The following is a 25,767-nucleotide window of genomic DNA, read 5'->3' as shown; positions in this document are numbered from 1 at the left end:
CAATATTTCCATGAAAGCAATATTATGAAAATGTAAACGAAAATTATTCTCAATTACACTCTCTAACCAAAGGATAATCTTTGCTACCAATGAATGTCAACTAGCAATCTAAAAACGTCTTTAATATGTCAAAATTCCCTAAAAAAAAAAGAATATTACTGCATCAAACAGTAATATCCTATTATTTTTATTATTTAGCAAAAACTTCAAAAACCCCAATAACAATTAACAACCATCCTGATATTGCGGTAGAGTATTTCCCTATAAATGTTTTACTTAGCAGGACACCAAAATGACTTCCTAAACCCACTGTGATAAAAGAAAATGTGCCTATCGAGATGACCGTCCAAATCGCGGATATACCATTTGCACCGATGGCAATTCCGCCTGCTAAACAGTTTGCCGATAACACGAACCCAAGTGTCATTGCCTCTCTCATAGAAATAATATGATTTTTATCTTCGTCAAATATTTCAGGATTTTTAGCAATGCTATGCTTGGAAAAACGATTAGAGAAAAGTGTAAATATCCCAATCACACATAGCAGAAGGCTCCCTAAAAGATTGGCTGTATGTGGCGAAATATACTCTATTACTGTACTACCAGCCGTTACTGCCACAAAAGTGACAATCATTGACAGTACAGCAATTACTGCATTCGATAAGATGGGAATCTTCACTCGCTTAACACCATAGGCCAAACCAATCCCCAAATTATCTAGATTGGCTGCTATACCAATAAAAATAATGGTGATCCAATGCATGATTTCCCTCCTTTTAAACGATTCTCCATTTTCTCATCATATGAGAAGGAAAATTTTATGTTCAATTGGGCGTTTACCGGAAAATGCAATGGAATTAATGAAGTGCGGGGATTTATCCGAGATTGGCACGGCTTTACCCGCGATATAACATGGCTTACCCGCGATTTATTCAACATTACCCGCGATTTGAGCGAAGTTACCCGCGATAATAAAACAAAAGCGCGATACAATCACTTTAAACCCATAAAACCATTGTAAACAATGAGGGATTATCAGGAACATGACTGATTGTTGTAAATTCATATTATCCCGACAATCCCCTAAGTAAAAAATTTAACTTTTCCTACGACATTATTGCCTAGCGGGAATAAACCCCTCTGCTTCTGCTTCTTCTTTCGTACAGAACATGGCTTCTGCTACAGTATTGTCATAATCACGTTGTCCAGGCATGTGATAAATTTTGTTACCTTTTGAATTAATATTTCCTTTAATAGTACAATTCTTTTTACTGCTAGTATTATTCGACTCATCTTTACTTGCTTTAGATGGATTTTCTTCTTTCACAGCATTAGTATATACTCTTTATCGTAACCACGATTTGTTACGTAGTCTTCAACTGACCAAATACCAATGGCAGATTGTTGCGCAGTTTTTTGAATGGACTTAAACCAATCTACATGTTTCGTATTTGGCTCATAAATATAGTACGCGTGCTAACCCATTTTTCAATAGTTGCTCTTGTACACTAATACCATCTTTCGTATAAACATAAGCTAATAACCTTTTATATTTATCCCGATAGGAAACGTCGAATTCTAAATAAACGGTATCTTGTCCAGCTAGTAACTGTTTTGTAAATTCTTTCGCTTCTACCAAAAGGTTGCACCCCTAACGTTTTGTGATTCGTTTCAGGCGTATCTACAAGAAGAAAACGTATTTTTTCGGAACTGCCGTTATATTTTATTCTGATTGTGTCCCCGTCAATTATTTCTTGTAGTTTATATTCTTCAAATTTACTCACATCATGCTTTTCAGCAGATTCCTTTGTTGAAGCTACAATCCCTTGTATATCTTCAGTTTTACCATTGCCGGTGCTAGCCTCTTCTGTACATCCACTAATCAGCAATGTTGAAAACAATAAAGCTAAAAATAATTTTTTCAAATTCATATCCTACTTCCTTAAAGTTAAATCTAGAAAATATCCATTACTAATTTAGAATCGTCCGGACAAAAATAAAAAATGATACATAATAATGATCCCCTTATTAATTCCTTACGGATATCGCCAAAATCAAAAATCTCCAGCTATATTATAAACTGAAGACCTGATAATTTATCTAAATATTAAATACAATACAACGGCAAAAATAATTGTTCCGCTAGTGATTAACGTTTTAATATCTTTATCACTCATTTTCAGTACCTCTTTTCTTACTTCCTACAATACTTTATTTAATTCTATTATCAATAAAGTCGACTAATATCACAATGGATTTGATTAGTTTTCTTCTGAAATTTTTAAGTATGCTTAAAAAATTCAGAACGCCCGTTACAAAATAAAGAGTCGACAAACTTGAAAAATACGAGTTTGTCGACTCCCTTATTCCCTCAATTGAAGGCATTTATGATATTACACTATTAAATTTCATTATGTGGTTTTGGCTTTGGACCGAGCTCTTCTGGCTCAATATCAGCAAATGTTTCGCCTTCTTCTTCTAAATCACGCATGCGGTGAGCAATACGTGATGCTGCCGAAGCTGCAATGCTGGCAACTAAATCATCTAAAAATGTATTAACATGATGTCCAGGCTCTGTGTCAAGTTTTTTAATAATACCGATTTTTTGTTTATCTAAATGTCCAAATGTTGTTACAGCTATACTTCCATATGTAAACACAGACCCCAATGCAATCGTTTCATCTACTCCGAATAAGCCTTCATCGGATTCGATAATTTGTTGTAGAGGTGACGATAATAACCCTTTTTCAGCTAATTCATCCAACTCTATTCCAACTAATACTGCATGTTGGACTTCTCGTTTACGTAATACACGTTCAACCGAATGAATACAATGCTCTAATGTTAAGCCTACATTGTAGGATTTTTGCATTTCATAAACAATCTCAGCAATGTCTTCTAACTCTACACCACGGCGAATTAGTGCAGCTTGGGCTGCTTTCGCCACTTCTTCTGACTGTACGCGAATACTTTTATCATGCATAACTAACCCTCATTTCAGTTTTTTTGCTAACATAACGTTAGCCCAACCTATTATACCTTTACTTTCGTAATATGGTACAATTTTGTCACAAACACATGAAGGAGTGTCATCATTGGATAAGGGAACTGTACAAGATTTAAAGTTCTATAGTGAAGCATTGCAGGAGGAATTACAGCTATATATTTACGTCCCTGCTAATTATTCTCCACTATACAAATATAATATTCTCATCGCTTCGGATGGTAAAGATTATTTCCAACTTGGAGGTATTACAAAACTAGCCGATGAACTTATCGATGACTATGAAATCGAAAATTTAATCATTGCATTTGTCCCATACAAAGATATTAAAGATCGCCGTACTAAATATATTCCAAGTGGTGAGCAACATGAAGCTTACTTACGCTTTTTAGCACATGAACTTGTTCCCTATTTAGATGCTGAATATGCAACGTACCAAATGGGTATGAGCCGAGGAGTTATCGGTGATTCTATGGCTGCAACCGCTTCCTTAATGGCTGCATTAAAGTATCCGAGTATTTTTGGCAAGGTTATTTTACAATCACCTTATGTTGACGAAGATGTACTGAAAGCGGTTGAACAGTTTAAAGATCCAGGAGCTATTTCTATTTATCATATCGTCGGAAAAAATGAAGATAAAGTTGTGACAATGGATAAAACCGTTAAAGATTTTTTAACGCCAAATCGACAGTTGCATAATCTAATGTTAAGTAAAGGCTTCTCTACATTTTATGAAGAGTTTGATGGCAATCATACATGGAAATATTGGAAACCTGATTTAAGACGTGCGTTAATTGAAAATTTCAATTAATGTTAGGCGATTCAAATTACGTATTTTGAAATTTCTGTTATACTTAGATAGAAAAATCGTTTATTTTCGGGAGGTAATGGACTATGAAGTACGGAATTGTGGCATTTCCATCAAAAAAATTGCAAGATTTAGCAAACACGTATCGCAAACGTTACGATCCTCATTATGCGAAGATTACACCGCATATGACGTTAAAAGACAGCTTTGATGCAACAGAAGACGATATTCAATCTATTGTTAAGCAATTAGATGATATTGCTGCTAAACATGCGCCTTTAAATATTCATGCATCACGCATTAGTTCGTTTTTCCCAACAACAAATGCGATTTATTTCCGCATCGAACCAACTGAACAATTACAAGCATTCCATCGTGTATTGGAAGAACAAATTCCTTTTGGGGACTCTAAGCATGTTTTTGTTCCACACATCACGATTGCACAAAAAATGACCGACTCAGAACATGATGATATTTTTGGGCAACTCCGCATGACTGGGGTTGATGAACATGATAGTATCGATCGTATTCATCTTTTATACCAATTGGAAGATGGGTCATGGACAACATATGAAACATTCCGATTGACTGGAGCTGAATGACTTTTGTATAACGTTAAGATTGTCGAAACAGAGAAAGAACATGCTGATGCATTTGCTGTTCGTAAAAAAGTATTTGTAGAGGAACAAGGTGTTCCGCTTCATTTAGAATGTGATGCTTTAGATGCAACAGCAACACATTTTATTATGTATGAAGGCAATGAACCTGTTGGTGCTGCTCGTCTACGTAGCATTGAAGATCATACTGCAAAAATTGAACGCGTATGTATTTTACAAAGTCAGCGGGGCAAAAAACTTGGCGTTTTAATTATGCAAGAAATGGAGAAATTCGCAATTTCCATTCAACAAAAGAAATTAAAACTCCATGCTCAAAGCTACGCCGTTCCTTTTTACGAAAAGCTTGGTTACACGGTAACATCTCCTGAATTTATGGATGCTGGAATACCTCATCGAGCAATGGAAAAAGCGATATAATGAACAGGTGTTACGATATGCTAAAAGCATAGTCGTAACACCTTTTTTTATGCCTTTGTAGCGTGTTCTCTATTTGGAGCTCTTTCTCACACCAAAATAGACAAACGTTCATCATTATTTCATCATTCTAGCAAGCTTTTCGAAATCTAGTGAAGCGCCATCTTGAATAATAGAGTTTACGATTTTATCCTCAAGCTCTTGTGTAATTTGTCTATTAGACACTTTGCCTACACGGCGTACTATTTTTCTTACTTGTTTCTCATTGGTGAAATCAGCATGTTGAATTGCATTAGCTAATGCAAAGATTTCATCCATTGATACGCCTGTCTTTTGTTCAATCGAATTAAAAAACGAGCGATGCATGTTCCCCCTCCTATCAATTCCACCTCAACGTTATTGTCGCGAATGATTCATAAACGGTAACTAATCGTACACAAAACATCAATGACAACTGTTGGAGGCTCTAACCTTATTCAGTAAGTTTTTTATATACTCACAGAAAAAAGCTAAAGCCTATATATCTAAAACTCTCTAGAGCTTTTAGCTAGACTAATTAACTTACGAAAGTAGCGCCAACAATAATTAGGAGAATGAATAGGACAACAATTAAGACAAATGTTGAGCCCATTCCATTATTGTTATTGCCTCCGCAATAGTTCCAGCTATTTGCACCAGCAACATTATTACCATAAGGTTGTGCACACCAGCCTTGATATCCCATAAAAGCACCCCTCCCTTCTACAACCTATAATATGTAAAGTTGCAGGCAAGAGAGGGGTATTCGTCTAGTCAATATTCCCTTTTGGTTTAAAAATTAATGCGCCAATAAAGCCAAAAACAATTGCAGCACTGATTCCCGAACTTGTTACTTCAAACATGCCAGTCAATACGCCTACTAATCCATGCTTTTCCGCTTCAGCCATTGCACCATGTGTTAAGGAGTTACCAAATGATGTAATAGGTACAGTAGCACCTGCACCTGCAAAATGAATGAGTGGCTCATACAAGCCCATTCCATCTAGAATTGCACCAACAACGACTAACGTACTTAATGTATGTGCTGGCGTTAATTTACCAACATCCATTAATAATTGACCGATAACGCAGAAAATGCCTCCTACAATAAATGCAAATATAAAAGTCATAACCATGCTGTTGCCTCATTTCATTGTAATTTCTATCGCATGTGCGGTACATGGGATCGTCTCTTTCTGTTGGAACGAAAGTGGAGATAGCAATGCACCTGTCGCCACAAGGAGCACTCGTTTATATGTCCCTGCACGAAGCTCTTGCATTACATAACTAAAAAAAACAGCCGCTGAACAGCCTGCTCCACTCGCCCCCGATTGAAAGGATTCATCTTGACCGTAAAATTCCGCTCCAGCATCGCGTAAAAGTGTTAACTCCTCATTTTTTATGCCACTCTCGACAAGCATGCCTTTAAGCAGTTTTAAGCCAAGCTGTCCTAAATCGCCCGTTAAAATTAAATCATAATGATATATTTCTTGTTTACGTTCCTCTAAATGAGACTTAATCGTTTGGAAGGCAGCAGGAGCCATAGCAGCACCCATATGAAATGGATCATCCATTCCATAATCAATGACCTTACCTATCGTGGCTGCTTCAATAGAAGGAGCATCTTCACGATGTTTACCAACCAGCGCATAACCTGCTGCTGTTACAGTCCATTGCGCCGTTTGAGGTTTCTGTGCACCATAATTAATGGGATAACGAAATTGACGTTCAATCGCATTGTGTTGACTTGATGCCCCAGCAATTGAATAATTTGCAGCTCCGAGCTCCGTTAAAAGGCTGGCTACAATTACAGCTGAAACAGAGGTAGCACAAGCTGAAAATAATCCGATAAAGGGAATAGCTAATTCCCTTGCCGCAAAATTGGTAGGCGTCATTTGGTTAACTAAATCGCCACCTAATAAATAATCAACTTCTGCAGTTGTAATACCACCTTTTTTCATAACAAATTCACAAGCTTCTTCAACCATTTTTCGATGGCCTTGTTCATTTGTTTCCATTTGCCAGCGCTCATCGTCGTAGACCGTATCAAAATATTGTTTGAAAGTACTGCGGTCCTCTAACGGTCCTGCTACTACGCCTCCTGCTAACAACGATGGTTTTGACGGAAAGATGATTACCATGAAACCACCCCTATCGTCACAAGAATATATTTAATAAGTGCAACAAAAAATGCAGATACTACACCAAATAACACAACAGATCCCGCTAATTTGAATAAATTACCGCCAACACCGAGTACTAAACCTTCAGATCTGTGTTCAATTGCAGCAGAAATTACCGCATTCCCAAACCCTGTAACAGGCACTGCTGAACCTGCTCCTGCAAATTGACCAATTCTTTTGTATAAACCAAAGCCTGTTAAAATCATTGCAAAAAATACCATCGTTGCAACGGTTGGGTTTCCGGCTGTTGCTTCTGTGAAATTAAAGAAAACGATATAAAAAAGAGAAACCGCCTGCCCAATTGTACAAATGAGACCACCTACCACAAATGCTTTAACGGCATTTTTTAAGTAAGGGGTAGGCGGTGTTATGTTTTGTTCTAGCTGTTGATATTGCTCTTTTTCCATTATGTTTCCTCCTTTGCAAGCTTCTGCAGCTCCGTAATTTTCTTGCTTAGTTTATTATCTTCAAGTTGGTCCTTTTTTATTTTATTGGCTTCATAAAATATTTTATAATCGGCTGAAACAAAAACCTCTTTGCTGGGATACTTTTCATCAAACTTTTTTTGGAGTTTCTTCTCTATTTTAGTCGTATTCCATTTTTTCAATGGTTTAATTTGCACAGCCACAAGCATTTTATCGTCATATTGAATGACAGTTGATTTTTCAACCGATTTTTCTTCTTTTAATACCGATTCAAGCTCTGCTTCATTTTGTGGAGAACCATAGACAATAAATTTTTCTTTTTCCGTGCATCCAATAAGCAATGTCATACAGACGAATAGAGGCAACATCATTCCTAATAACCTCAAGGTATTTACCCTCCTTTTCCTAACAGTTTCTCCACACATAAAAAAACTATTCATTTGAATAAGTAAACGAAAGCCCGAGTCCATTTTTCAAAAGCACATATTGTAGAAGTAGTTAGAAAGAAAGGAGGTGACAATATGGGTTGTGGTAAACCAACAAATCCTATTGGACCTATCCATTCAGCAGGCTGCGTATGTGACGTGGTGCGTGCAATTTTAGATATTCAAAATCAAGCGGTGCGAGATGAGTGTTCTCCATGTACAGCAAACTGTTTCTTAGAACCACTAGGCGGGATCGTAAGTCCTGCACGCTCAACAGCAGATACACGCGTATTCATGCTTATTACAAAAGACGGTACTCCATTTAAAGCATTCTTTAGCTCACCATCAGCAGATCCTTGTAAATGTACATCAGTATTTTTCCGTGTCGAAGATATGTTTGATGAATGCTGTGCTACTTTACGCGTTTTAGAACCATTATGTACTTATGATTCTACTGAAAGCACTGTAGACTTATTAAGTCGTGATGGCTGCTGCGTAAATATGAAGAAAATTTGTAAAGTAGATGATTGGAACTCTACTGATAGCTGTATCACTGTGGATTTATCTTGTTTCTGCGCTGTTCAATGTATCGCTGATGTTGACTTAGGGATTTGTAATTAAGTCTTTCTCCTTTGACACACTACACATAAAAAAAAAGTGTACAGCATCCTCTGCTGTACACTTTTTTTATAATATCGGCAATTGTTTCCCCCGCCATAATATTTGTTCAATATCCTCGAAGTAAATAATTTCTTGTGTATTGAACTCCTTGGACGTCAACAATAGGGAATCCATTTGCATATCTGAAGCAGTTCCACTTAGTCTTCTACCATCCTTTAAAGTGATTAATAATGGTTGATAAGCTTTTTGACGAAACGGTTTTTCTAAAAACTGTAGCTGCTTTATAATATATTCGTCCATTTCTTCGTTTACTTCTTCATTTACTTGTTCTTTCACTAATTTAGGTACCGCTTCATCTAGACTCGACTCACTGTCGTATTGATCTCTTACATAGACAGACGTACTTTCATCCAAATCCAATTCATGTAGCATTTTAGAAATGTTTAAGAAATAAGTTGGTGACTTTATATATAGGCGTGGCTCTCGCTCCACAATTATCACTTCCCTTTTTTCCCTACAATATGCAAAAGTGAAGAAATTGGTTCTTAGCCTATTTGACTTAAAAACACGGTCGCTAGTCCTAAATAAATTAAAATACTCGTAATATCATTTAATGTTGTAATAAACGGACCCGATGCAACAGCCGGATCAATTTTCATACGATGCATTAATAATGGGATAAATGAGCCAGCAAGTGTTGCCACTAAAATCGAACCACAAATTGCTGCACCAACAAGCATCCCTAAAATTAATTCACTTTTCCATATATATACAATACCAATAACAATCAGGCCACAAACAATTCCCGTTAAGATGCCAGTACCTGCCTCTCGAAGTAACAGCTTCATTTTGCTATGTTCTTCGACATCACCTGTCGCAATGCCTCGAATGGCAACAGCAAGTGCTTGTGTGCCACTATTCCCCGAAGTACCTGAAATAAGCGGAATAAAGACAGCAAGCAACGCTACTTTATCTAATGTATCTTCAAACTGCCCCATTAAATTCGCTGTTAGCATACCTAAAAACAATAAAATAACAAGCCAAGGCAAACGTTTTTTTGCTGCTTGCCAAGGATTAGTATCAAACTTATCCATATCGGAAATACCCGCTAATTTCGAGTAGTCTTCCGATGCTTCCTCATCAATAACGTCGATAATATCATCGACAGTAATAATCCCCAAAAGCTCACCTTGATCACCAATAACAGGTGTTGCTAGGAAATTATAATCCTTCATAATTTGTGCTACTTCCTCTTGGTCATCACCCACATGCACCATTACAACTCGTTCATTCATAATGGAGCGAATAAGTGTATCCTCATCAGCAATGATTAAATCGCGGAGTGAAATAACCCCTGTTAGTCGATGTGCCTCATCCACAACAAATATATAATAAATCGTTTCGGCATTTGGTGCCTCTTTACGCAATATCGCCATTGCAGAACGAACAGTTGAATTTTCAGGAATAGCTACGTATTCAGTTGTCATAATAGAACCAGCTGTATATTCATCATAACTTAAAAGCTCATTAATCTCTTCAGCTGTTTCTACATCCATCATGCCTAAATAGCTTTCTCGTTGCTTTGTATCCAACTCATTTAAAACGTCTGCAGCATCATCAGCATACATATGGGACAGCATTTCTGCACCGTATGCTGGATCCATCTCAGCTAAATACGCTGTATATTCGTCATCATCTATTTCGATTGCCTCAAAAATATCAGCCATTTCCGTCGGAGACAAGTACGAATAGATGATCTTCCTTATATCAGGCTCCACCTTTTCATAAAACGTTGCCTGATCATATGGATGAAGTTCTAAAAACTCATCACGGAATGCGTTAATTTCATTGTTTTCTAGCATACCACGTAAATGTGCCTCGTCGAATTGCACATCATCCTTTTCATTTCTTTCCTCTATCATGCTTGTCCCCTCCTTCCGAGCGTTGAAATTATTTTACGTTCATTGACGCAAATCTACCTTTTATATAATAGTGTGCATGCACTGTTTGTGCAAACTCTTTTTTTAGATAAAAACAACTTTCTTCTTTACTATACCCTACAATTGCTTATTTTTCTGTTAACATGCTATTAAGATACTATTTAATAGTAAAAATGATAAGGAGATGCTCGATTTCGCGAACACCTCCTCAAATATTTAATATTTGTTGCATATCATCCTTTAACATACTTGTGAAAGAGTACTTCTCATTTGTTAATGGATGCTGCAAAGACAACGATACACAATGTAGTGCTTGCCGATCTATCAGATTACGGCTTCCCCCATATAATTCATCGCCTATAAGTGGGTGACCTACATAAGCCATATGCACGCGGATTTGATGTGTTCGTCCTGTATGCAATTTTAAGCGAATATGCGTCATCGGCTCTCCTTGAACAGTAAAACGCTGTAAGACGGTCACATCCGTATGCGCAAATTGGCCATCCTCCCGTACCTCACGTTCAATAATACTAGATTCTTTTCGACCAATAGGCGCAATGATAGACTGCCTATCCTCTATTAAATGTCCGTGTACAATTGCTTCATATTCACGCGACACATTACCACTGCGTTGGGCTAAACCCATTAAGTGATGGATATGTGCATGCTTAGCGATGCATAACAAGCCTGATGTATCACGATCGAGCCTTGTCACAACATGGACGGTGGAGGCTAAGCGTTGTTGTTCAAAATAGCCACAAACAAAATTAGCTACACTTTTTGACGGATGCTCACGGGATGGAATTGTACTTTGATGAGCTGGTTTATCAAGCACTAACAAAGCCTCATCCTCGTAAATAATAGACAGCGCTCCATATTCAATTGTGAGTCCATCACTTTTCTCTTCTGGTGGAAATTTTATTTCTACCTGATCTCCCATGTGAAGGGGGTAACGTACATTTTGCTCGATACCATTGACCGATAGTAAGCCCCCATCAAACTTAATAGCTGTTAAAGCACGTTTCGATATTTGCCATTGTGCTAAAGCCTCACGGAGCAATTGACCATCCTTTTCAGCTTGAAATTGAAGTGTAAAACGTGTATCGCTATTACTCATTTGCAACGAATGACTCATGCACACGTTCCCAAAACGGAAACGGTCTGAAGCGTGCAAAGCGGACCCTTTCATTTGCTACATTGAAAGCAATGGATTTCACATCACCTTGTGTGACTTGTAGATGATCAACTGTCATATTGAAGTTTTGATCGTTCACTGGGCGTAGAATACAGTGATGATGAGCTGGTAAAATTAGTGGCGAGCCTACTGTTCGAAAGACGCGATTATTTATAGAGGCAATTTCAGTAATTTGAAGTGCCGCTAAAGTAGGGTGGATAATGGCTCCTCCTAAAGCTTTGTTATAGGCTGTACTACCTGATGGGGTCGAAACACAAAGGCCATCCCCACGGAAACGCTCAAACTGATTACCATTTAACTCAACATCCATTACAAGGGTAACATCAGGCGATTTCACGGTCGCTTCATTTAGTGCCAAATAAGTGTTTGATTCTGCATTATGATGTTCCACTTTTACTTCTAATAAGGGATACTCCACAACATTAAAATCTTTTTTCGCAATAGATAGCACTAATTTCTCTAGTTCGGAAGGTTTCCAATCCGCATAAAATCCTAAATGGCCTGTATGAATACCGACGAATGCAACTTGATCTAGCAAATGTGAGTAGCGATGGAAAGCATGTAATAGCGTGCCGTCCCCACCTATCGATACGACAATTTCAGGTGTCTCTTCATCGTATGTTAATCCAAAATCTTGCAAATATGTTTTTGCTAGCTCCATTAATTCATTTGATTGTGCATCTCTACGTGATTGAATAGAAAATTTCATTGTGAGTCACGCTCCTTCTCTGATAGTAAACTAGGATTCGATGCCTCTTTAAATTCACTAAAATAGGCTTGTGCTTCTTGAATTTCACTACGAATCGAAGACATTTCTTCATCTAACCGGAAGGCTGCTTCTGCTGCACTTTGTAGACGATTTTTTATTTCCTCTGGAAACATGCCCTTATATTTATAATTTAGTGAATGTTCTATTGATGCCCAAAAATTCATAGCTAATGTACGAATTTGAATCTCTGCTAGCACTACTTTTTTTCCTTGTATGGTCTCAACGGGGTATTCTACAATCATATGATATGAACGATAACCGCTTGGCTTATTATGGGTAATATAATCTCGCTCTTCCACTACGCGCATATCCTTACGTTGTCGAATTAGCTCTGTCACCGTCGAAATATCATCTACAAATTGACACATAATACGAACACCTGCAATATCGCCAAGCTCGTCGCCAAGTTGCTTCGACGGTTCAAAGGCTAGTCCTTTTTCTAGCGTTTTATCGTAAATGCTTGCCAGTGGCTTTACTCGTCCTGTCACAAATTCAATTGGTGAATTTGCATTGACAATGCCAAACTGAGATCGCATACCTTTTAATTTTATTTTTAACTCATCTACTGCTTGTTTATAAGGACTTAAAAAAATCTCCCATTGTCCCATCGCTAAAACCTCCCGACATTCGGTATCGGACAAAACCAACACCGTCTGTTCGTTTTGTCTTTTTTAATCAGCGAGAACTGCCTTGAAGTGTTGTTCCACTGCTTGAACAAATTCTGCTCCGTAATTGTAATTTCCTTCAATATTATACACGAGCATTTCCAATTCCTCGTAAAAGTTTGTCAGTTCAATTACTTCCCCATCTACTTTTAACATTGGGTTTTGTTTGGCTTGTAAAATATGTACAAGATTGTCCCAACTGTTTTGTGGAAAACGCAAGTAATGATAGTCCTCTCCTGCATCCAGTAAATAGATAAATGCAAAATCATCTGAATCTGCAATTACTTGAGCAGCAGGCTTTAGCTGTAAATTTTTATGATTGTCGTTTAAACTAAAATGAGGTTGCTGATTTTCAAAATAAAATGATTCTATAGTATATATTTTACGCAAATGTGGGTCCCCTTTTCGTCGTTCTCTTCCTCTTATTTTAGCATATGGGGTAAATAGTTGCAGTGTGTAATTGCAAAACAACAAGCAAACTTCGGCTAAAAACCGATTACAACATTCGCTTAATTGCGTCCCGAGCTTTTTCATTTCTGCTTGAAAAAAGCTCCAGTTAAATATCGATGACAACAGTAGGGGTAGAAGCCCCTCCCAATCAAATTATAGTTTGGCAACACACACTTATTAGAAGTAGCGGACTTCCGTTGACGCAAGTAAATTAATAAAAAAGGATGAACATCTATGGCACAACAACTTGAAATTGAGTTTAAAAATATTTTAACTAAACAACAATATGAGCATTTGCTAGAAGAATTCCAAATCCCAAAAAATGCTATTCATCGTCAAACAAATCATTATTTCGACACACCTACTAATGCTATTCGAAATTTGCAAAGTGGGTTACGTATCCGCATTATTAATAATTATTATGAATGTACATTAAAAGAGAAAACTTCAAATCATACACATTTAGAAACAACCGATGAATTGACCGCTGCACAAGCAGAGAAAATGCTTGTATACCAAGGTTTTTATGCACCAGAAGTCGCAAAAAGACTAGCGTCACACAACATTGCATTAGAACAATTAGCCGTTTTTGGTTCCCTTACAACGGACCGTGTCGAAATTCCTTATAAAGACGGACTTCTTGTATTTGATCATTCTTTCTATTTGCAGTGTGACGATTATGAGGTAGAATATGAATCAAAAGATGAAATAAAAGGAAAAGCAATCTTCGACGAATTTCTACAGCAATACGATATAAAAAAACAAATTGCTGAAAAAAAAATTGCACGCTTTATGAAAGCTTTACAATCAACTAAACAACAATAATGCTTATTACAATACGAAAGGGTGACCAGCTCATTGGATATCCAATCTTTGAGAACAATGCTTGAAATCCAAGCACTACAAACATTAGGTTCTACGGGAAATACTTCACCAAATTCTTTCACAAACAGCAATTCTATCTTTTCTGATATGATTGAAGAAATGTTAGGCGATGCGACAACAACGAACAACGCAAAATTATCTAGCCTCCTTGGCATGAGTTCTTCGGGCTCCGCCAACTTTATGGACCAGCTTAGTAGCTTAACAGGTATGACTGGTGGAAATACAAATAGTTCGCTCCAATCATTGCTCTATAATGGAACGAAATCTGTGTATATTCCCGCCTCTCTCCAAGCGACATTATCAAACATGCAAGCCAGCACTAAGCTAGATTCCTATGTATCAGACGATGTGATTGGCTCGACTGCCTATGCCAATTCACTTGCTGGAGCTAACCAATATGCCGCAATTATCGATAAGGCTGCGGCTACTTATAATGTACCAGCTAAGCTTATTGCTGCCGTTATCAAGCAAGAGTCCAACTTTAACACATTCGCTGTCAGTCATGCAGGCGCTCAAGGCTTAATGCAATTAATGCCTAAGACAGCTCAATATTTAGGTGTAACGAATTCATTTGATCCCGAGCAAAATATTATGGCTGGAGCCAAATATTTACGCCAAATGCTTGATAAATTTGATAATGATCCAACACTGGCTTTGGCCGCTTATAACGCTGGAGCTTCTCGCGTAACAAAATATAATGGCATTCCACCATTTAAAGAAACGCAGAATTATGTCAAAAAAGTGATGAATTATTACACTGTTTAAATCGCATAAAGCCTGTAATTACAGTCTTTTTCAGCAAATTTCACCCTCGTTGGTGAAATTTGTGCTTTTCTATCGAAAACATTTTCAAAGTGCTCTTTGTTTGTGTAAACGAATGGACGTTGATAGAATGAAGGTAGTCACAAGATATTCACATTTTTCAATTCAACAAAGTATTAGATAAAATGGTACATGAACATATTGATTTGTACTTTACGATATACTTCTTATAAAGAATAAAAGGAGCATTTACTTATGAGTCGAAAATACACTGTTCCTTATGAGGAGCTTGGAGCTGAAAAACTTTCTGAACTCATACATGCGTTCTATAAAAGAGTTGCACAGCATCCTGATCTTATGCCAATCTTTCCTAAAGATTTGACAGAGACAGCCCGCAAGCAAATTCAATTTCAAACACAATATTTAGGGGGTCCAAATCTTTTTACAGAAGAGCATGGACATCCAATGATGCGTGCGCGTCATATGAATTTTCCAATCACACCTGATCGTGCCCAGGCTTGGCTAGAGTGTATGGCTGAAGCGATGGATGAGGTTGGTTTGGAAGGGAAGTTCCGTGAAACCTACTACCAACGTTTAGTTTTAACAGCTCATCACATGATTAATACACCTAATGACGATGAGGGGGAATTATTACGTGAATAATATTCAAATGTTGCAAGAACCAACACCGACGATTTCTACTGCCAATAAGCCAATTGAATTGTATATTTTCGTAGATCCACTTTGTCCTGAAGCTTTTAGTATGCAATCCATCATTCGTAAACTACAACTAGAGTATAATCATTATTTTTCATGGCGCTTTGTGTTAAGCACAGAGCTCTCTTCACTTAATTGTTTGAGTAAGCGCATGAAGGGCTGTGAATCAGGGATTGAACTGGATATTAATCACCCTGTGTTACCCTCTATTGCCATAAAGGCGGCAGAATTACAGGGTAAACGTTCAGGCGCTCGTTATTTGTCAAAATTACAAGAATATGTTTTGCTGAATTATCAGGATGTTAATTCCTATGCAACGCTGTTAAAAATTGCAGAGGAAGTACAGTTAGATATGAATGAATTCACTGTCGATTTCGGTTCAAAAGAAGCCGCACGTGCATTCCAATGCGACCTTTATATAAAAAGAGAAATGGAAGTTGATGAAGTACCTAGTATTGTATTTTTCAATGAGTGCATTGAGGATGAAGGGTTAAAAGTGAGCGGTAGCTATGACTATGAAGTTTATGAACATATTTTACAAGAAATGATGAATGAACAGTTAATTCGCCAACCGTTACCCACTATCGAAGAATTATTTTTAAAGTACCATACACTTTCTACAAATGACATAGCATTTATTTATTCCTTAACAGAACAAGCAGCAGAACGTGAGTTAAAAAAACGTATGCTTCAACAAAAGATTGAACGTATTCAAACAGATCACGCTACACTGTGGCGTATTAAATAATGCAATTATACTTTTATTCCAAAAGGATAGGAACTCAACTATTTTATAACTGAGTCCTATTCTTTTTTTTATTTCATAACGTCATAATCTTTCATTATAGGAAGTGCCTATTGTAGGTCAAAGGCAGTGATACTAAAACCTTATATGAAAGCAACATAATTCCATCTTTCGGCTTAACATTAAGTTAAAACCAATCTATTCACCTTAGTTAAAGAGACGCTAAGAAAAAAACTACAAAAGACATGGAACGTATAAAGAATTAGCAGGAAAGAACTATAATAAAAGAGGCGCCACTATCCTCGACAGATAGAGACGCCTCTTTTTCACAAAGGGATGGGAGAAATGTTCACGTTCAAACAAAGGGGTGTATGTTTGTTTTGTGATTTATTTCACAAGATTCACTTTATCATGGAATAATAAATTTAGCAATGAATCCTGCTTTAGATTCACAAATTTGTCATATAGAAAGCGATTACAGTACAGTATTTTTTCAAGATGGAAACTTTTAATCATTTGTAAATCAAAGAAAAACATTATTATTTACTTTTTTCTTGAAAGCCAATTTCTACATAAAATAGAAAATGGCTGTAGTAATGTTACTACAGCCATACCTATTAATTATTCAACAATAATTTTTCCAATTCATTTAAGCGTTGTTCAAATACTTTACAAGCATCATCAATTGGTTTAGCTACATTCATATCAACACCTGCAGCCTTAAGCACTTCAATCGGGAAATCTGAGCATCCAGCTTTCAAGAAGTTATTAATATAACGTTCTACAGCAGGAGCACCCTCCTCTAATATTTGCTTACTTAATGCCGTAGCTGCGGATTTACCAGTAGCGTATTGATAGACGTAGTAATTGTAATAGAAATGCGGAATGCGAGCCCATTCCAGACCAATTTCCTCATCAACTACCATATCCTCACCGAAATATTGCTTATTCAAGTTATAATACACTTCCGTTAAACGTTCCGCTGTTAACGATTCTCCGTTTTTATCCATCTGATGAATTAAATGTTCAAATTCTGCAAACATTGTTTGACGGAATACTGTGCTACGGAAACCGTCTAGCCAATGGTTTAATAAATATATTTTTTGCTGCGGATCTTCTATTGTTTTCAACAGATAATCATTCAATAATTCCTCATTGCATGTAGACGCCACTTCGGTCACGAAAATGGAATAATCTCCATAAACAAAAGGCTGATTATTACGAGTATAATAACTATGGACACTATGCCCAAACTCATGCGCCAATGTAAATAAGTTATCCACATTGTCTTGCCAGTTCATTAAAATATAAGGATTCGTACCGTAAGCACCTGATGAATACGCGCCACTACGTTTACCTTTATTTTCCTTAACATCAACCCAACGATTATCGAAACCACTTTGGACAATGTCTTGATATTCTTTTCCGAGTGGGGCTAACGCTTTCACTAAAATGTCTTTAGCTTCCTCATAAGGAACTTTCATATCTACTTCTTGCACTAGTGGTGTAAATAAATCCCACATATGCAACTCATCTACACCTAATAACTTTTTACGTAATGCAATATAACGTTGCATAGTTGGTAGATGTTTATGAATAGTCTCTACTAACTGATCGTAGACACTTTCTGGGATAAAGTTATTGGACAATGCCGCATGTCGTGCCGATTCATAATGACGCACTCGTGCACTCACATTATGTTTTTTTACATTACCTGTCAATGTAGCAGCGAATGTGTTTTTAAAATGACCATACGTTTCATACATCGCTTTAAATGCTGCTTCACGTACAGATCGATTTTTACTTTCTAAAAACTTAATGTAATTACCATGTGTTAGTTGAACTTCTTCCCCATCCTCGTTTTTAACTGTAGGGAAAACTAAGTCCGCATTATTTAACATACTAAATGTATTCGAAGCAGTGCCTGTCACCTCTGCCATTTGTGCAAGTAATGCTTCTTGTTCTGCTGGTAGAACATGTGGACGGGTCATTGAAATTTCTTTTAATGATTGCTTATATAATTGTAAATCCTGATTATCAGCTAAATAGGATTCAATTGTTTCTTCGCTTAGTGATAAAATTTCAGGTGTTAAAAATGAAAGTGCTGCTGAAATATTTGTCGCTAACGTTTGAATTCGACTATTCATATCTTGATAAAAGCTATTCGTTGTATCTTGATCATATCGCATATGCGCATACGTATAGAGTCTCATTGTACGTTGATAAATTTTATCGTAATAAGTTAGTACAGCTAATAAGGCATCTGCACCATTTTTTAAAGTACCTGCATAGCTAGATGCTTCTTTCGAAAGTTCTGCGACTTTTTTAAATTCCTCTTCCCATAGTGTATCCGTTGCAAAAATATCTTCCAATCGCCAAGTTAACTCTACCGGTATTTCATTTCTCATTAAAACTCGATTACTGTTACTAGCCATGAGCCAGCCCCCTTTATATATGACTTTCCTGTACTCTCATATTTTCTCAATATATTGCGACAATTGCAAATAATACCCTGTAGCTCAACTCATCAAAATCCCAGTTTGATTATCCACAGCGATACATTAGCTCCATGAAGGGATTTAAACAAACGGTTGATTATACATATAGGTATATACTCGCTTCCATATCGCACTAGCGCAATCCATTTGATAAAAACGATGGCCTAACAAGTTTCCATAGTTTTCAACAGCTTGCACGCCCATTTCAGTTGGCTCCACATTAAGAATCTTTAGAAACAGTCGAATATCTTCTTGCCTTAACTCATACGGTAGCAATTGTAATTCCCTGCAATAATTTAATAAAATTGCTTGCCATTCAATTGAGAACATCGGAATAGCCCTTGCATTTTTAACAGGTATACCAATGTAATGAGGCAGTGCATTCAACGAAAAATTTTGTTCATAGCAACTCCGTAGAAAACGATCTTGAACTCCCTGTCGACTTCGCAATAATTTTTGCATTACATACCGTTGACACAATCTTATATATATCTCCTTGTATATAGTAAATGATTCATGTGTAATCGGCTTAGGCTCATAGAATGGGAATTGCTGTTTGCTGAGTGGAATCGAGAGTACTTTCGCTATAAAAGTATGCCCGTGAACATAAAGTAGATTCGTCCAATAATTAAATTTTGCTGCTCTCGCATCATATGTAACTAAATACGGCACATTGTTGAATGAATAAGCAATTGCATTTTGATGGATAGGGAAATTCTAATTTTTTGAATTGCATTTGTAGTATATTTTTTCTGTGGTGTTTGAAAAAGCCATAATGCTTGAATGTTATGCTTTTCATAACCTGCTGTACGTCGTTGCCAGTTTTCTTTTGTTATCGCACTACATTGATATTCAATGGCAATCTGCTGATGCTCACCTTGCAGTAGTAAATCGGGCCTTTGCGATAGTGTCCTTAAAAATGGCTCCAGCTTTACTCTATGCCCACGTGCCTGCAACCATTCAAATAATTGAATTTTCCCTTGTAAATGGAGCTCTGATTCCCCTTCCGCAAATCGATGATGACAATTGTTAGTAATATGTGCAAAATGCGGGATATTCAGCTTACCAATTTTTAATTGTACAGGCTGTTGACACTGTGGACAAAAAAATTGTAATTGCTGGCGAAATTGTCGTAAAGCTTGTCTTGAATGTTGATAGGAAATAAATAATTGCTGTTTGTCTGTATAGGCAATAAGCATGTTATCCTTCTCCTTTTTGCCTCATTGTAGTAAAAGTTTTTCTATACGCCAACTAATGATGTGCTTTTCTTTGAAATTTGAGTTATCTTTAGCTCCTTTATCTGAAAACGTAAAAAAAGACTGTAGTCCTACTCATTTTGAGTGTGTCTACAGTCTGAAAGCCTCTGATAATCAGAAGCATGAAGATGTTAACTAAAATATTTTCGTACAGTTTCAAAGCAATCGTATTCCATAATTTTTTCGCCATATTCCTCAAGGCGATGAATTGTGAAATTAGAAGGGCTTAAAAACTCTTTAATAATCGCGTTTTTATCATGACGATTTAAATCATCGTCTGCATTCGCAAAGTCTACTACAAGATAGTAACTACCTTCATATTTGAATAATGAGGAATCCACTAAGTCATCTGTCATCCGTTTTGCAACGGGGATTAACTCATCAATATCTTTAAATTTATAAACATAAATGTCTGTATCCATAAATAACTCTGATTCATCCATGTCACCAAATTGAGTTAATTGACTAAGTAGATCCTCTCCAACTTCGTCAAATGGGGCAAACATACTTTTTTGTTCATCAAAATGTGAATGACCATCTAATGTTTCACCGTCTTTTAAAATATGTGCACGTGTGACAATGATTTCTAAGCCTACTTCTGACGCATTGATATGAATCCAAATCGGACCTTCTACATCAAAATAATCTTCAGTGTTCACTTCATCAATCATATCCCAAAAAAGTTGTTCACCCTTTGCTCGGTTGTACCAAATTTCTTCACGACTATAGCCGCGATCCTCTATATCATTGTACGTAATAAAGAGCTTGAGTGTATTCTCATTTACACGTTCGATGTCCACTAGACCTCATCTCCCTTCACTGTCATTTGTCGAAAAACAGTATTATTTCATTAGTATGCTTTGATTCATTGTTTTTAACCTTCATACTCCTTTGTTTTTCAACCTTTGACCACACCACAGAAAATCATCGAGCAACCGTAATCGTAATTTTTTTGGTCACAGTTGTCTCTAATTCTATTGTATGCTGTTCTTTCATAAAATGAAAAGGATATACACCGTTTCAAAGAAGATATTTGAATAATTGAAATTGTAGTAAACTATTTGTATTAAATCAAGTTTAACATACTTTTACGGAAATATATGACTTTTACCTATTAAATATTAGTTTTGAATGAAGGTTTTTACATAAGTAAAACATAAAAAAATAGATGTCACAACATGCTTTTGCATTTGTAACACCTACTACATCATTCTATGCAGTCTAAGTGGGTTTTAGTTCACCATACGCTGTGCTTCTTGTAATTGATAAGCTCTAACCTTACGCGGTAAAAATCGTCGAATTTCATCTTCGTTATAGCCTACTTGCAGTCTTTTCTCATCTAAAATTATTGGTCGGCGTAATAATCCAGGATATTCTTGAATTAATTCATATAAGCGTTGTAAAGGTAAGCTCTCAACATCTACATTCAATTTTTGGAATATCTTAGAACGAGTAGAAATAATTTCGTCTGTTCCATCCTCCGTCATTCGTAAAATCTCTTTGATTTCACTAATGCTTAACGGTTCAGAAAAAATATTACGTTCTGTATAAGGAATTTCATGCTCCTCTAACCATGCTTTTGCTTTACGACAAGACGTACAACTTGGTGATGTAAATAAAGTAACTATCATACTGACACATCCTTTCTATTTGTATTCGTTATCTATAAACCAATTTCTTAAATTAGAATTAATGTAATGTAAATCTACAGTTCCATTATACAGCACTCTGCTGTATTTGAATATAGTTCCAAGGAAAAAAAGAATACAGGATATATGACTTTGTTACAAAATATTCTGTCTATTAATACTACCTTAATGTATTCAATTAAGTATTCACTTTCTTGGTATGTCCAATGAACTAATAATAATATTCCCAGTAACAAGTCATTTTAAACATGAATTTCTCGAAACTAGTTGTTCTCAATTAAAAAACACAAACGAGAATAATGTCATGTAGACGTGTACAATTAAGACGTACTTTAGATAATATTGGTTTCCTTTTTTTACAACACAAAAAAATTCAGTCATAAGACTGAATTTACAGGCTTGCATTTAACTAAGTCTTTATACTATAATTTTGTGCAACAAGAGAAGCGCATTTGCGCCAGTCTGGATGGTCAACAGTTTTTTGATTGTTGTTCTCGAAAAGACACTCTCTACACATTAAATAGTGTAGTTAAAAACGCTGACGAAGAGTAGTACATTTGCAATATACATGTATAGAGAGTCTGTGGTTGCTGGAAACAGACCATGTATGCATTTGGAATGGACTTCCGAGTTAGCTTTGTGAACGTTCAAGTCTTCACTTGACCCCATTAGCAAAGCTCGTCCCTTCACGTTACGAAGCAAAGTGGCCTTTTAAGGCAAGCAGGGTGGTACCGCGGATTCGAACATCATTCGTCCCTTCATTAGTTTATTCTAATGAGGACGCATGATGTTTTTTTATTTTTCGAACCCCGAGGAGGAACTAATTATGACAACTATTTTTTCAGGCGTACAGCCAACAGGTATTGTAACATTAGGCAATTATCTTGGTGCATTCAAGCAATTCCCAGCACTACAGCATGAAGGGAATGCTATTTACTGTATCGTTGACCAACATGCCATTACTGTTGCGCAAGATCCAAAAGAGTTACGTCAAAACATCCGTAATTTAGCGGCTACTTATATTGCGACTGGAATTGACCCTCAAAAGTCAACGTTATTCATTCAATCTGAAGTACCAGCTCATGCACAAGCGGGATGGATGCTACAATGTGTCGCTTCTATTGGTGAACTAGAGCGTATGACACAGTTTAAAGATAAATCACATGGTAAAGAAACTGTTTCAGCAGCTCTTTTAACCTATCCACCATTAATGGCGGCTGATATTTTATTATATAACACGAATATTGTTCCTGTAGGGGATGATCAAAAACAGCATATTGAGCTAACACGTGACCTTGCAGAGCGCTTTAACAAACGTTATGGTGAAGTGTTAACGATTCCTGAAATCCAATTACCAAAAGCTGGAGCTCGTATTAAATCATTACAAGAACCTACAAAAAAAATGAGCAAATCTGATCCAAATACAAAAGCAACGATTAAACTTTTAGATACAGCAAAAGATATCGAGAAAAAAATCAAATCTGCTGTCACTGACTCTGATGGTATTGTGGCATTTGATGTTGAAAATAAACCAGGTGTTTCAAACTTACTAACGATTGAATCCGCTATTTCAGGTGTAGCAATTGAAGATTTGGTGAAAAAGTATGAAGGCATCGGGTACGGTGGCTTCAAACAAGGTGTCGCTTCAGCAGTAATCGACCACCTAACACCAATCCAAGAAAGATTTTATAACCTTGTAGAGTCATCTGAACTGGACATTATTTTAGATGAAGGTGCAGAAAAAGCAAATGCTATTGCAAGCGCAACTTTAAAGCGTATGGAACAAGCAATGGGCTTAGGCTGCACAAACCGCTAAGAAAGGAATTAACATATGCTCTGTGAACATTGTCATCAAACAATCAAAACCCTTCTATTAGAAGGTGACTTTGGTGCAGATCCATTATGGTGTGGCCATTGTCACGCCAATTTAGAATTAGAGCAACTGCCTTTAGACGAGTCCCTATTAACGGAGCTGACAACATGGATGTGTAACTTCGGCGAATGGATTGACCTTGAAACAGATTCATTTATTGATGGTATGGATACTTTAGCGAAAAGCCATGATGTACAAGGTGAAGACTTGGCCAAAAAAGTAGCAGAAGCATTCGCCATGCCTGTGATATTCAAGCCTTATCTTTAAGATTCGCTGTTTTATCGAAACCAAAGTCGAGCACAACACTACAAAGAACAATACAAGCTCCAATGGCGATATAAAACTCAGTTGTGTGCATGATAAATTTTAAGACTACTGACCAAGAATAACCAAGTGTCCGATAGTTCAAATATAAAATTAAATTGCCGATAGAAAGTATCATTAAGCCATAGCTCATTAAAAATATAAAAAGACGAAACAAATAAACGGCATCCTTTCTATTTCTTCTTACTTTCTTTTCTATTCGCTAACTTTAAAAAAAAGACGTCAGCCTTGTAAATTAGGCTGACGTTTTTTCATTATTCCTCTATTTTTTTGAATAATAGACTTGCGTTATGACCACCAAAACCAAGAGAATTACTCATTGCATATTCAATGTTCGCCTTACGCGCTTCATTTGGTACATAATCTAAATCGCACTCAGGGTCTGGCTCTGTTAGGTTAATTGTTGGAGGTAAAATGCCCTCTTTCAATGCTAGTGCTGTAAAAATCGCTTCAACACCACCAGCAGCACCTAATAAGTGACCTGTCATCGATTTAGTAGAACTCATTGCTAATTTATAAGCATGTTCACCAAAGGCAGTTTTTACAGCTTGTGTTTCAAATAAATCGTTGTACGGTGTACTTGTTCCGTGTGCATTAATGTAGCCTACTTGTGAAGGGTCTACGCCACCATCTTGTAATGCTTGCGTCATTGCACGTGCAGCACCTTCACCTTCTGGAGCTGGTGCAGTAATATGATGCGCATCGCCAGTTGAACCGTAGCCAAGAACTTCAGCATAAATTTTTGCGCCACGCGCTTTTGCATGTTCATATTCTTCTAAAATAACAATTCCGGCACCTTCACCAATAATAAAGCCGTCACGGTTTTTATCAAATGGTCGAGAAGCTGTTTGAGGATCCGTATTTAAAGATAATGCTGTATTTGCACAGAAGCCTGCCACTGCCATCGTCACGATTGGTGATTCGGCTCCACCAGAAATCATCACATCTGCATCTCCACGCTCAATTACTTTAAATGCATCACCGATTGAGTTCGTACCTGATGCACAAGCTGTTACTGAACAAGAGTTGATTCCTTTCGCACCAAAGTGAATAGATACTTGACCTGAAGCCATATCTGGAATCATCATTGGAATAAAGAATGGACTAACACGACGTGCGCCACGCTCTTGGAATGTTAGAAATTGTTGTTCATATGTTTCCATACCACCGATACCAGAGCCAATCCATACACCTGCACGCGGTGCTAACTCTTCATCGATTGTAAGCTGTGCATCTTCCATCGCCATAATTGACGCAGCTAGTGCATAGTGCGTGAAACGATCCATTTTACGAGCTTCTTTACGTTCAATATACTTTTCAATATCAAAGTCTTTTACTTCAGCCGCGATTTTTGCAGCGAATAGGTCTTTATTTAAGCGTGTTAATTCACCAACGCCTGATTTACCAGCTTTAATGTTTGCCCATGTTTCTTCGATGCTATTACCTAGTGGTGTTACTGCGCCAATTCCTGTAATTACTACTCGTCGTTTACTCATTGTCTTACTCCTCTCAAGCAATTATCGT

General features: G+C 36.9%; 35 protein-coding genes, 1 pseudogene and 1 other annotated feature. Of the genes and pseudogenes, 11 read left to right on the top strand and 25 right to left on the bottom strand.

Going from position 1 to position 25,767, the window contains the following annotated elements; all coding sequences use genetic code 11:
- Nucleotides 1-190 precede the first annotated feature (190 nt).
- Both LO754_RS23610 and LO754_RS23605 read right to left on the bottom strand, forming a co-directional pair.
- On the bottom strand, nt 191-538 hold the full coding sequence (locus LO754_RS23610; RefSeq protein ID WP_304364566.1) for a manganese efflux pump: 348 nt from the start codon (nt 536-538) through the stop codon (nt 191-193).
- Nucleotides 536-769, bottom strand: a pseudogene (locus LO754_RS23605) (manganese efflux pump); the annotation flags it as partial. The pseudogene LO754_RS23605 and the gene LO754_RS23610, both read right to left, overlap by 3 nt.
- A 51-nt stretch (nt 770-820) precedes the next feature.
- Here LO754_RS23605 and LO754_RS03380 point away from each other — a divergent pair.
- Nucleotides 821-1,021 (top strand): hypothetical protein, encoded by a 201-nt coding sequence (locus tag LO754_RS03380; protein WP_231785611.1) that lies wholly within the window; start codon nt 821-823, stop codon nt 1,019-1,021.
- A gap of 93 nt (nt 1,022-1,114) precedes the next feature.
- Here the strand turns inward: LO754_RS03380 and LO754_RS03375 are convergent, their stop codons facing one another.
- From LO754_RS03375 to LO754_RS03360, 4 genes are all read right to left on the bottom strand, one after another.
- On the bottom strand, nt 1,115-1,327 hold the full coding sequence (locus tag LO754_RS03375; RefSeq protein ID WP_231785610.1) for a sunset domain-containing protein: 213 nt from the start codon (nt 1,325-1,327) through the stop codon (nt 1,115-1,117).
- 129 nt (nt 1,328-1,456) lie between these two features.
- On the bottom strand, nt 1,457-1,639 hold the full coding sequence (locus tag LO754_RS03370; protein WP_231785609.1) for a thermonuclease family protein: 183 nt from the start codon (nt 1,637-1,639) through the stop codon (nt 1,457-1,459).
- Nucleotides 1,554-1,925 carry a hypothetical protein gene (locus LO754_RS03365; RefSeq protein ID WP_231786380.1) on the bottom strand — a complete coding sequence of 124 codons (372 nt, stop codon included), beginning with the start codon at nt 1,923-1,925 and terminating at the stop codon, nt 1,554-1,556. The genes LO754_RS03370 and LO754_RS03365 overlap by 86 nt, the downstream gene beginning before the upstream one ends.
- Nucleotides 1,926-2,401: 476 nt before the next feature.
- The gene (locus tag LO754_RS03360) at nt 2,402-2,983 is read right to left on the bottom strand and encodes a phosphatidylglycerophosphatase A family protein (protein ID WP_024362550.1); all 582 of its coding nucleotides are present in this window, start codon (nt 2,981-2,983) and stop codon (nt 2,402-2,404) included.
- A gap of 112 nt (nt 2,984-3,095) precedes the next feature.
- Between LO754_RS03360 and LO754_RS03355 the strand changes: the two genes are divergently transcribed.
- The 3 genes from LO754_RS03355 to LO754_RS03345 all read left to right on the top strand — a co-directional run bounded on the left by LO754_RS03355 (nt 3,096) and on the right by LO754_RS03345 (nt 4,846).
- A complete protein-coding gene (locus LO754_RS03355) occupies nt 3,096-3,815 on the top strand; it encodes an alpha/beta hydrolase (RefSeq protein ID WP_025218681.1) in 720 nt (239 codons plus the stop codon).
- An 83-nt stretch (nt 3,816-3,898) separates the two neighbouring features.
- On the top strand, nt 3,899-4,414 hold the full coding sequence (locus LO754_RS03350; RefSeq protein WP_024362548.1) for a YjcG family protein: 516 nt from the start codon (nt 3,899-3,901) through the stop codon (nt 4,412-4,414).
- 3 nt (nt 4,415-4,417) lie between these two features.
- On the top strand, nt 4,418-4,846 hold the full coding sequence (locus LO754_RS03345) for a GNAT family N-acetyltransferase (RefSeq protein WP_231785608.1): 429 nt from the start codon (nt 4,418-4,420) through the stop codon (nt 4,844-4,846).
- A gap of 114 nt (nt 4,847-4,960) precedes the next feature.
- Here the strand turns inward: LO754_RS03345 and LO754_RS03340 are convergent, their stop codons facing one another.
- From LO754_RS03340 to LO754_RS03315, 6 genes are all read right to left on the bottom strand, one after another.
- Nucleotides 4,961-5,209 carry a stage VI sporulation protein F gene (locus LO754_RS03340; RefSeq protein WP_024362546.1) on the bottom strand — a complete coding sequence of 83 codons (249 nt, stop codon included), beginning with the start codon at nt 5,207-5,209 and terminating at the stop codon, nt 4,961-4,963.
- 190 nt (nt 5,210-5,399) lie between these two features.
- Nucleotides 5,400-5,567, bottom strand: coding sequence for a YjcZ family sporulation protein (locus tag LO754_RS23600; protein ID WP_080653321.1), 168 nt, complete (start codon nt 5,565-5,567; stop codon nt 5,400-5,402).
- 64 nt (nt 5,568-5,631) lie between these two features.
- Nucleotides 5,632-5,991, bottom strand: a complete 360-nt coding sequence (gene spoVAE, locus LO754_RS03330; RefSeq protein WP_374116275.1) for a stage V sporulation protein AE — start codon at nt 5,989-5,991, stop codon at nt 5,632-5,634.
- A gap of 15 nt (nt 5,992-6,006) precedes the next feature.
- On the bottom strand, nt 6,007-7,002 hold the full coding sequence (locus LO754_RS03325) for a stage V sporulation protein AD (protein WP_024362544.1): 996 nt from the start codon (nt 7,000-7,002) through the stop codon (nt 6,007-6,009).
- Nucleotides 6,996-7,451 (bottom strand): stage V sporulation protein AC, encoded by a 456-nt coding sequence (spoVAC, locus tag LO754_RS03320; RefSeq protein ID WP_024362543.1) that lies wholly within the window; start codon nt 7,449-7,451, stop codon nt 6,996-6,998. The genes LO754_RS03325 and spoVAC overlap by 7 nt, the downstream gene beginning before the upstream one ends.
- Complete coding sequence (locus LO754_RS03315) at nt 7,451-7,855, bottom strand: YhcN/YlaJ family sporulation lipoprotein (protein WP_227665410.1); 405 nt, start codon at nt 7,853-7,855, stop codon at nt 7,451-7,453. Before LO754_RS03315 ends, spoVAC begins: the two co-directional genes overlap by 1 nt.
- 135 nt (nt 7,856-7,990) lie before the next feature.
- On the opposite strand from LO754_RS03315, the gene LO754_RS03310 reads away from it, so the two are divergent.
- Nucleotides 7,991-8,515 carry a CotY/CotZ family spore coat protein gene (locus LO754_RS03310; protein WP_024362541.1) on the top strand — a complete coding sequence of 175 codons (525 nt, stop codon included), beginning with the start codon at nt 7,991-7,993 and terminating at the stop codon, nt 8,513-8,515.
- A 66-nt stretch (nt 8,516-8,581) separates the two neighbouring features.
- Here LO754_RS03310 and LO754_RS03305 read toward each other — a convergent pair whose 3' ends face one another.
- The 6 genes from LO754_RS03305 to LO754_RS03280 all read right to left on the bottom strand — a co-directional run bounded on the left by LO754_RS03305 (nt 8,582) and on the right by LO754_RS03280 (nt 13,474).
- Nucleotides 8,582-9,007, bottom strand: coding sequence for a hypothetical protein (locus LO754_RS03305; protein WP_024362540.1), 426 nt, complete (start codon nt 9,005-9,007; stop codon nt 8,582-8,584).
- Nucleotides 9,008-9,060: 53 nt separating this feature from the next.
- The gene (gene mgtE / locus LO754_RS03300; RefSeq protein WP_024362539.1) at nt 9,061-10,437 is read right to left on the bottom strand and encodes a magnesium transporter; all 1,377 of its coding nucleotides are present in this window, start codon (nt 10,435-10,437) and stop codon (nt 9,061-9,063) included.
- Between the two features lie 226 nt (nt 10,438-10,663).
- Nucleotides 10,664-11,572 carry an RluA family pseudouridine synthase gene (locus tag LO754_RS03295; protein ID WP_231785607.1) on the bottom strand — a complete coding sequence of 303 codons (909 nt, stop codon included), beginning with the start codon at nt 11,570-11,572 and terminating at the stop codon, nt 10,664-10,666.
- Entirely contained in the window at nt 11,565-12,359 is a 795-nt protein-coding gene (locus LO754_RS03290) for an NAD kinase (RefSeq protein WP_024362537.1), read from the bottom strand. Before LO754_RS03290 ends, LO754_RS03295 begins: the two co-directional genes overlap by 8 nt.
- A complete protein-coding gene (gene yjbM, locus LO754_RS03285; RefSeq protein ID WP_024362536.1) occupies nt 12,356-13,027 on the bottom strand; it encodes a GTP diphosphokinase in 672 nt (223 codons plus the stop codon). Before yjbM ends, LO754_RS03290 begins: the two co-directional genes overlap by 4 nt.
- Nucleotides 13,028-13,090: 63 nt before the next feature.
- Nucleotides 13,091-13,474: a UPF0738 family protein gene (locus LO754_RS03280; protein WP_024362535.1), complete on the bottom strand. Its 384-nt coding sequence runs from the start codon at nt 13,472-13,474 to the stop codon at nt 13,091-13,093.
- Between the two features lie 294 nt (nt 13,475-13,768).
- On the opposite strand from LO754_RS03280, the gene LO754_RS03275 reads away from it, so the two are divergent.
- From LO754_RS03275 to LO754_RS03260, 4 genes are all read left to right on the top strand, one after another.
- Nucleotides 13,769-14,359, top strand: a complete 591-nt coding sequence (locus LO754_RS03275; protein WP_231785606.1) for a CYTH domain-containing protein — start codon at nt 13,769-13,771, stop codon at nt 14,357-14,359.
- A gap of 33 nt (nt 14,360-14,392) precedes the next feature.
- Nucleotides 14,393-15,184: a lytic transglycosylase domain-containing protein gene (locus tag LO754_RS03270; protein ID WP_108029440.1), complete on the top strand. Its 792-nt coding sequence runs from the start codon at nt 14,393-14,395 to the stop codon at nt 15,182-15,184.
- 252 nt (nt 15,185-15,436) lie between these two features.
- Complete coding sequence (locus tag LO754_RS03265; RefSeq protein ID WP_024362532.1) at nt 15,437-15,844, top strand: globin domain-containing protein; 408 nt, start codon at nt 15,437-15,439, stop codon at nt 15,842-15,844.
- Nucleotides 15,837-16,646: a DsbA family protein gene (locus LO754_RS03260; protein WP_024362531.1), complete on the top strand. Its 810-nt coding sequence runs from the start codon at nt 15,837-15,839 to the stop codon at nt 16,644-16,646. Before LO754_RS03265 ends, LO754_RS03260 begins: the two co-directional genes overlap by 8 nt.
- 614 nt (nt 16,647-17,260) lie before the next feature.
- Here LO754_RS03260 and pepF read toward each other — a convergent pair.
- The 5 genes from pepF to spxA all read right to left on the bottom strand — a co-directional run bounded on the left by pepF (nt 17,261) and on the right by spxA (nt 22,025).
- Complete coding sequence (pepF, locus tag LO754_RS03255) at nt 17,261-19,078, bottom strand: oligoendopeptidase F (RefSeq protein WP_231785605.1); 1,818 nt, start codon at nt 19,076-19,078, stop codon at nt 17,261-17,263.
- A 144-nt stretch (nt 19,079-19,222) separates the two neighbouring features.
- Entirely contained in the window at nt 19,223-19,471 is a 249-nt protein-coding gene (locus LO754_RS03250; RefSeq protein WP_231785604.1) for a hypothetical protein, read from the bottom strand.
- Nucleotides 19,472-19,800: 329 nt separating this feature from the next.
- On the bottom strand, nt 19,801-20,340 hold the full coding sequence (locus LO754_RS03245; protein ID WP_231785603.1) for a competence protein CoiA family protein: 540 nt from the start codon (nt 20,338-20,340) through the stop codon (nt 19,801-19,803).
- A 188-nt stretch (nt 20,341-20,528) separates the two neighbouring features.
- Nucleotides 20,529-21,197 (bottom strand): adaptor protein MecA, encoded by a 669-nt coding sequence (mecA, locus tag LO754_RS03240; RefSeq protein WP_024362528.1) that lies wholly within the window; start codon nt 21,195-21,197, stop codon nt 20,529-20,531.
- Nucleotides 21,198-21,629: 432 nt separating this feature from the next.
- Nucleotides 21,630-22,025, bottom strand: coding sequence for a transcriptional regulator SpxA (spxA, locus tag LO754_RS03235; RefSeq protein ID WP_024362527.1), 396 nt, complete (start codon nt 22,023-22,025; stop codon nt 21,630-21,632).
- Nucleotides 22,026-22,575: 550 nt separating this feature from the next.
- Nucleotides 22,576-22,807, top strand: a binding site (T-box leader).
- A gap of 65 nt (nt 22,808-22,872) precedes the next feature.
- Between spxA and trpS the strand changes: the two genes are divergently transcribed.
- Nucleotides 22,873-23,862, top strand: coding sequence for a tryptophan--tRNA ligase (gene trpS / locus LO754_RS03230; protein WP_231785602.1), 990 nt, complete (start codon nt 22,873-22,875; stop codon nt 23,860-23,862).
- Nucleotides 23,863-23,877: 15 nt separating this feature from the next.
- Entirely contained in the window at nt 23,878-24,186 is a 309-nt protein-coding gene (locus LO754_RS03225) for a hypothetical protein (protein WP_024362525.1), read from the top strand.
- On the opposite strand, the gene LO754_RS03220 is transcribed toward LO754_RS03225, so the two are convergent.
- Together LO754_RS03220 and fabF are read right to left on the bottom strand one after the other, a co-directional pair.
- Entirely contained in the window at nt 24,170-24,400 is a 231-nt protein-coding gene (locus LO754_RS03220; RefSeq protein WP_024362524.1) for a YuzI family membrane protein, read from the bottom strand. The two genes, LO754_RS03225 and LO754_RS03220, sit on opposite strands and share 17 nt — an antisense overlap.
- A gap of 97 nt (nt 24,401-24,497) precedes the next feature.
- Nucleotides 24,498-25,739 carry a beta-ketoacyl-ACP synthase II gene (gene fabF, locus LO754_RS03215; protein ID WP_024362523.1) on the bottom strand — a complete coding sequence of 414 codons (1,242 nt, stop codon included), beginning with the start codon at nt 25,737-25,739 and terminating at the stop codon, nt 24,498-24,500.
- Nucleotides 25,740-25,767: the final 28 nt, after the last annotated feature.

The sequence above is a fragment of the Lysinibacillus sp. GJ-1 genome (assembly GCF_021166035.1).
GTDB lineage: Bacteria > Bacillota > Bacilli > Bacillales_A > Planococcaceae > Lysinibacillus > Lysinibacillus sphaericus.
Note: the sequence above shows the minus strand (reverse complement) of the source record. Positions and strands in the feature narration are given on the sequence as shown.

Excerpts from the sequence above, each read along its gene's own strand:
- LO754_RS03275 (WP_231785606.1), top strand. The coding sequence starts at position 13,769 with ATGGCACAACAACTTGAAATTGAGTTTAAAAATATTTTAACTAAACAA.
- fabF (WP_024362523.1), bottom strand. The coding sequence starts at position 25,739 with ATGAGTAAACGACGAGTAGTAATTACAGGAATTGGCGCAGTAACACCA.
- LO754_RS03360 (WP_024362550.1), bottom strand. The coding sequence starts at position 2,983 with ATGCATGATAAAAGTATTCGCGTACAGTCAGAAGAAGTGGCGAAAGCA.
- LO754_RS03225 (WP_024362525.1), top strand. The coding sequence starts at position 23,878 with ATGCTCTGTGAACATTGTCATCAAACAATCAAAACCCTTCTATTAGAA.
- LO754_RS03250 (WP_231785604.1), bottom strand. The coding sequence starts at position 19,471 with ATGTTCTCAATTGAATGGCAAGCAATTTTATTAAATTATTGCAGGGAA.
- LO754_RS03380 (WP_231785611.1), top strand. The coding sequence starts at position 821 with ATGTTCAATTGGGCGTTTACCGGAAAATGCAATGGAATTAATGAAGTG.
- LO754_RS03325 (WP_024362544.1), bottom strand. The coding sequence starts at position 7,002 with ATGGTAATCATCTTTCCGTCAAAACCATCGTTGTTAGCAGGAGGCGTA.
- pepF (WP_231785605.1), bottom strand. The coding sequence starts at position 19,078 with ATGGCTAGTAACAGTAATCGAGTTTTAATGAGAAATGAAATACCGGTA.
- LO754_RS03265 (WP_024362532.1), top strand. The coding sequence starts at position 15,437 with ATGAGTCGAAAATACACTGTTCCTTATGAGGAGCTTGGAGCTGAAAAA.
- LO754_RS03295 (WP_231785607.1), bottom strand. The coding sequence starts at position 11,572 with ATGAGTAATAGCGATACACGTTTTACACTTCAATTTCAAGCTGAAAAG.
- LO754_RS03350 (WP_024362548.1), top strand. The coding sequence starts at position 3,899 with ATGAAGTACGGAATTGTGGCATTTCCATCAAAAAAATTGCAAGATTTA.
- LO754_RS23600 (WP_080653321.1), bottom strand. The coding sequence starts at position 5,567 with ATGGGATATCAAGGCTGGTGTGCACAACCTTATGGTAATAATGTTGCT.
- mgtE (WP_024362539.1), bottom strand. The coding sequence starts at position 10,437 with ATGATAGAGGAAAGAAATGAAAAGGATGATGTGCAATTCGACGAGGCA.
- yjbM (WP_024362536.1), bottom strand. The coding sequence starts at position 13,027 with ATGGGACAATGGGAGATTTTTTTAAGTCCTTATAAACAAGCAGTAGAT.
- LO754_RS03310 (WP_024362541.1), top strand. The coding sequence starts at position 7,991 with ATGGGTTGTGGTAAACCAACAAATCCTATTGGACCTATCCATTCAGCA.
- LO754_RS03290 (WP_024362537.1), bottom strand. The coding sequence starts at position 12,359 with ATGAAATTTTCTATTCAATCACGTAGAGATGCACAATCAAATGAATTA.
- LO754_RS03340 (WP_024362546.1), bottom strand. The coding sequence starts at position 5,209 with ATGCATCGCTCGTTTTTTAATTCGATTGAACAAAAGACAGGCGTATCA.
- trpS (WP_231785602.1), top strand. The coding sequence starts at position 22,873 with ATGACAACTATTTTTTCAGGCGTACAGCCAACAGGTATTGTAACATTA.
- spoVAE (WP_374116275.1), bottom strand. The coding sequence starts at position 5,991 with ATGACTTTTATATTTGCATTTATTGTAGGAGGCATTTTCTGCGTTATC.
- LO754_RS03245 (WP_231785603.1), bottom strand. The coding sequence starts at position 20,340 with ATGCTTATTGCCTATACAGACAAACAGCAATTATTTATTTCCTATCAA.
- spoVAC (WP_024362543.1), bottom strand. The coding sequence starts at position 7,451 with ATGGAAAAAGAGCAATATCAACAGCTAGAACAAAACATAACACCGCCT.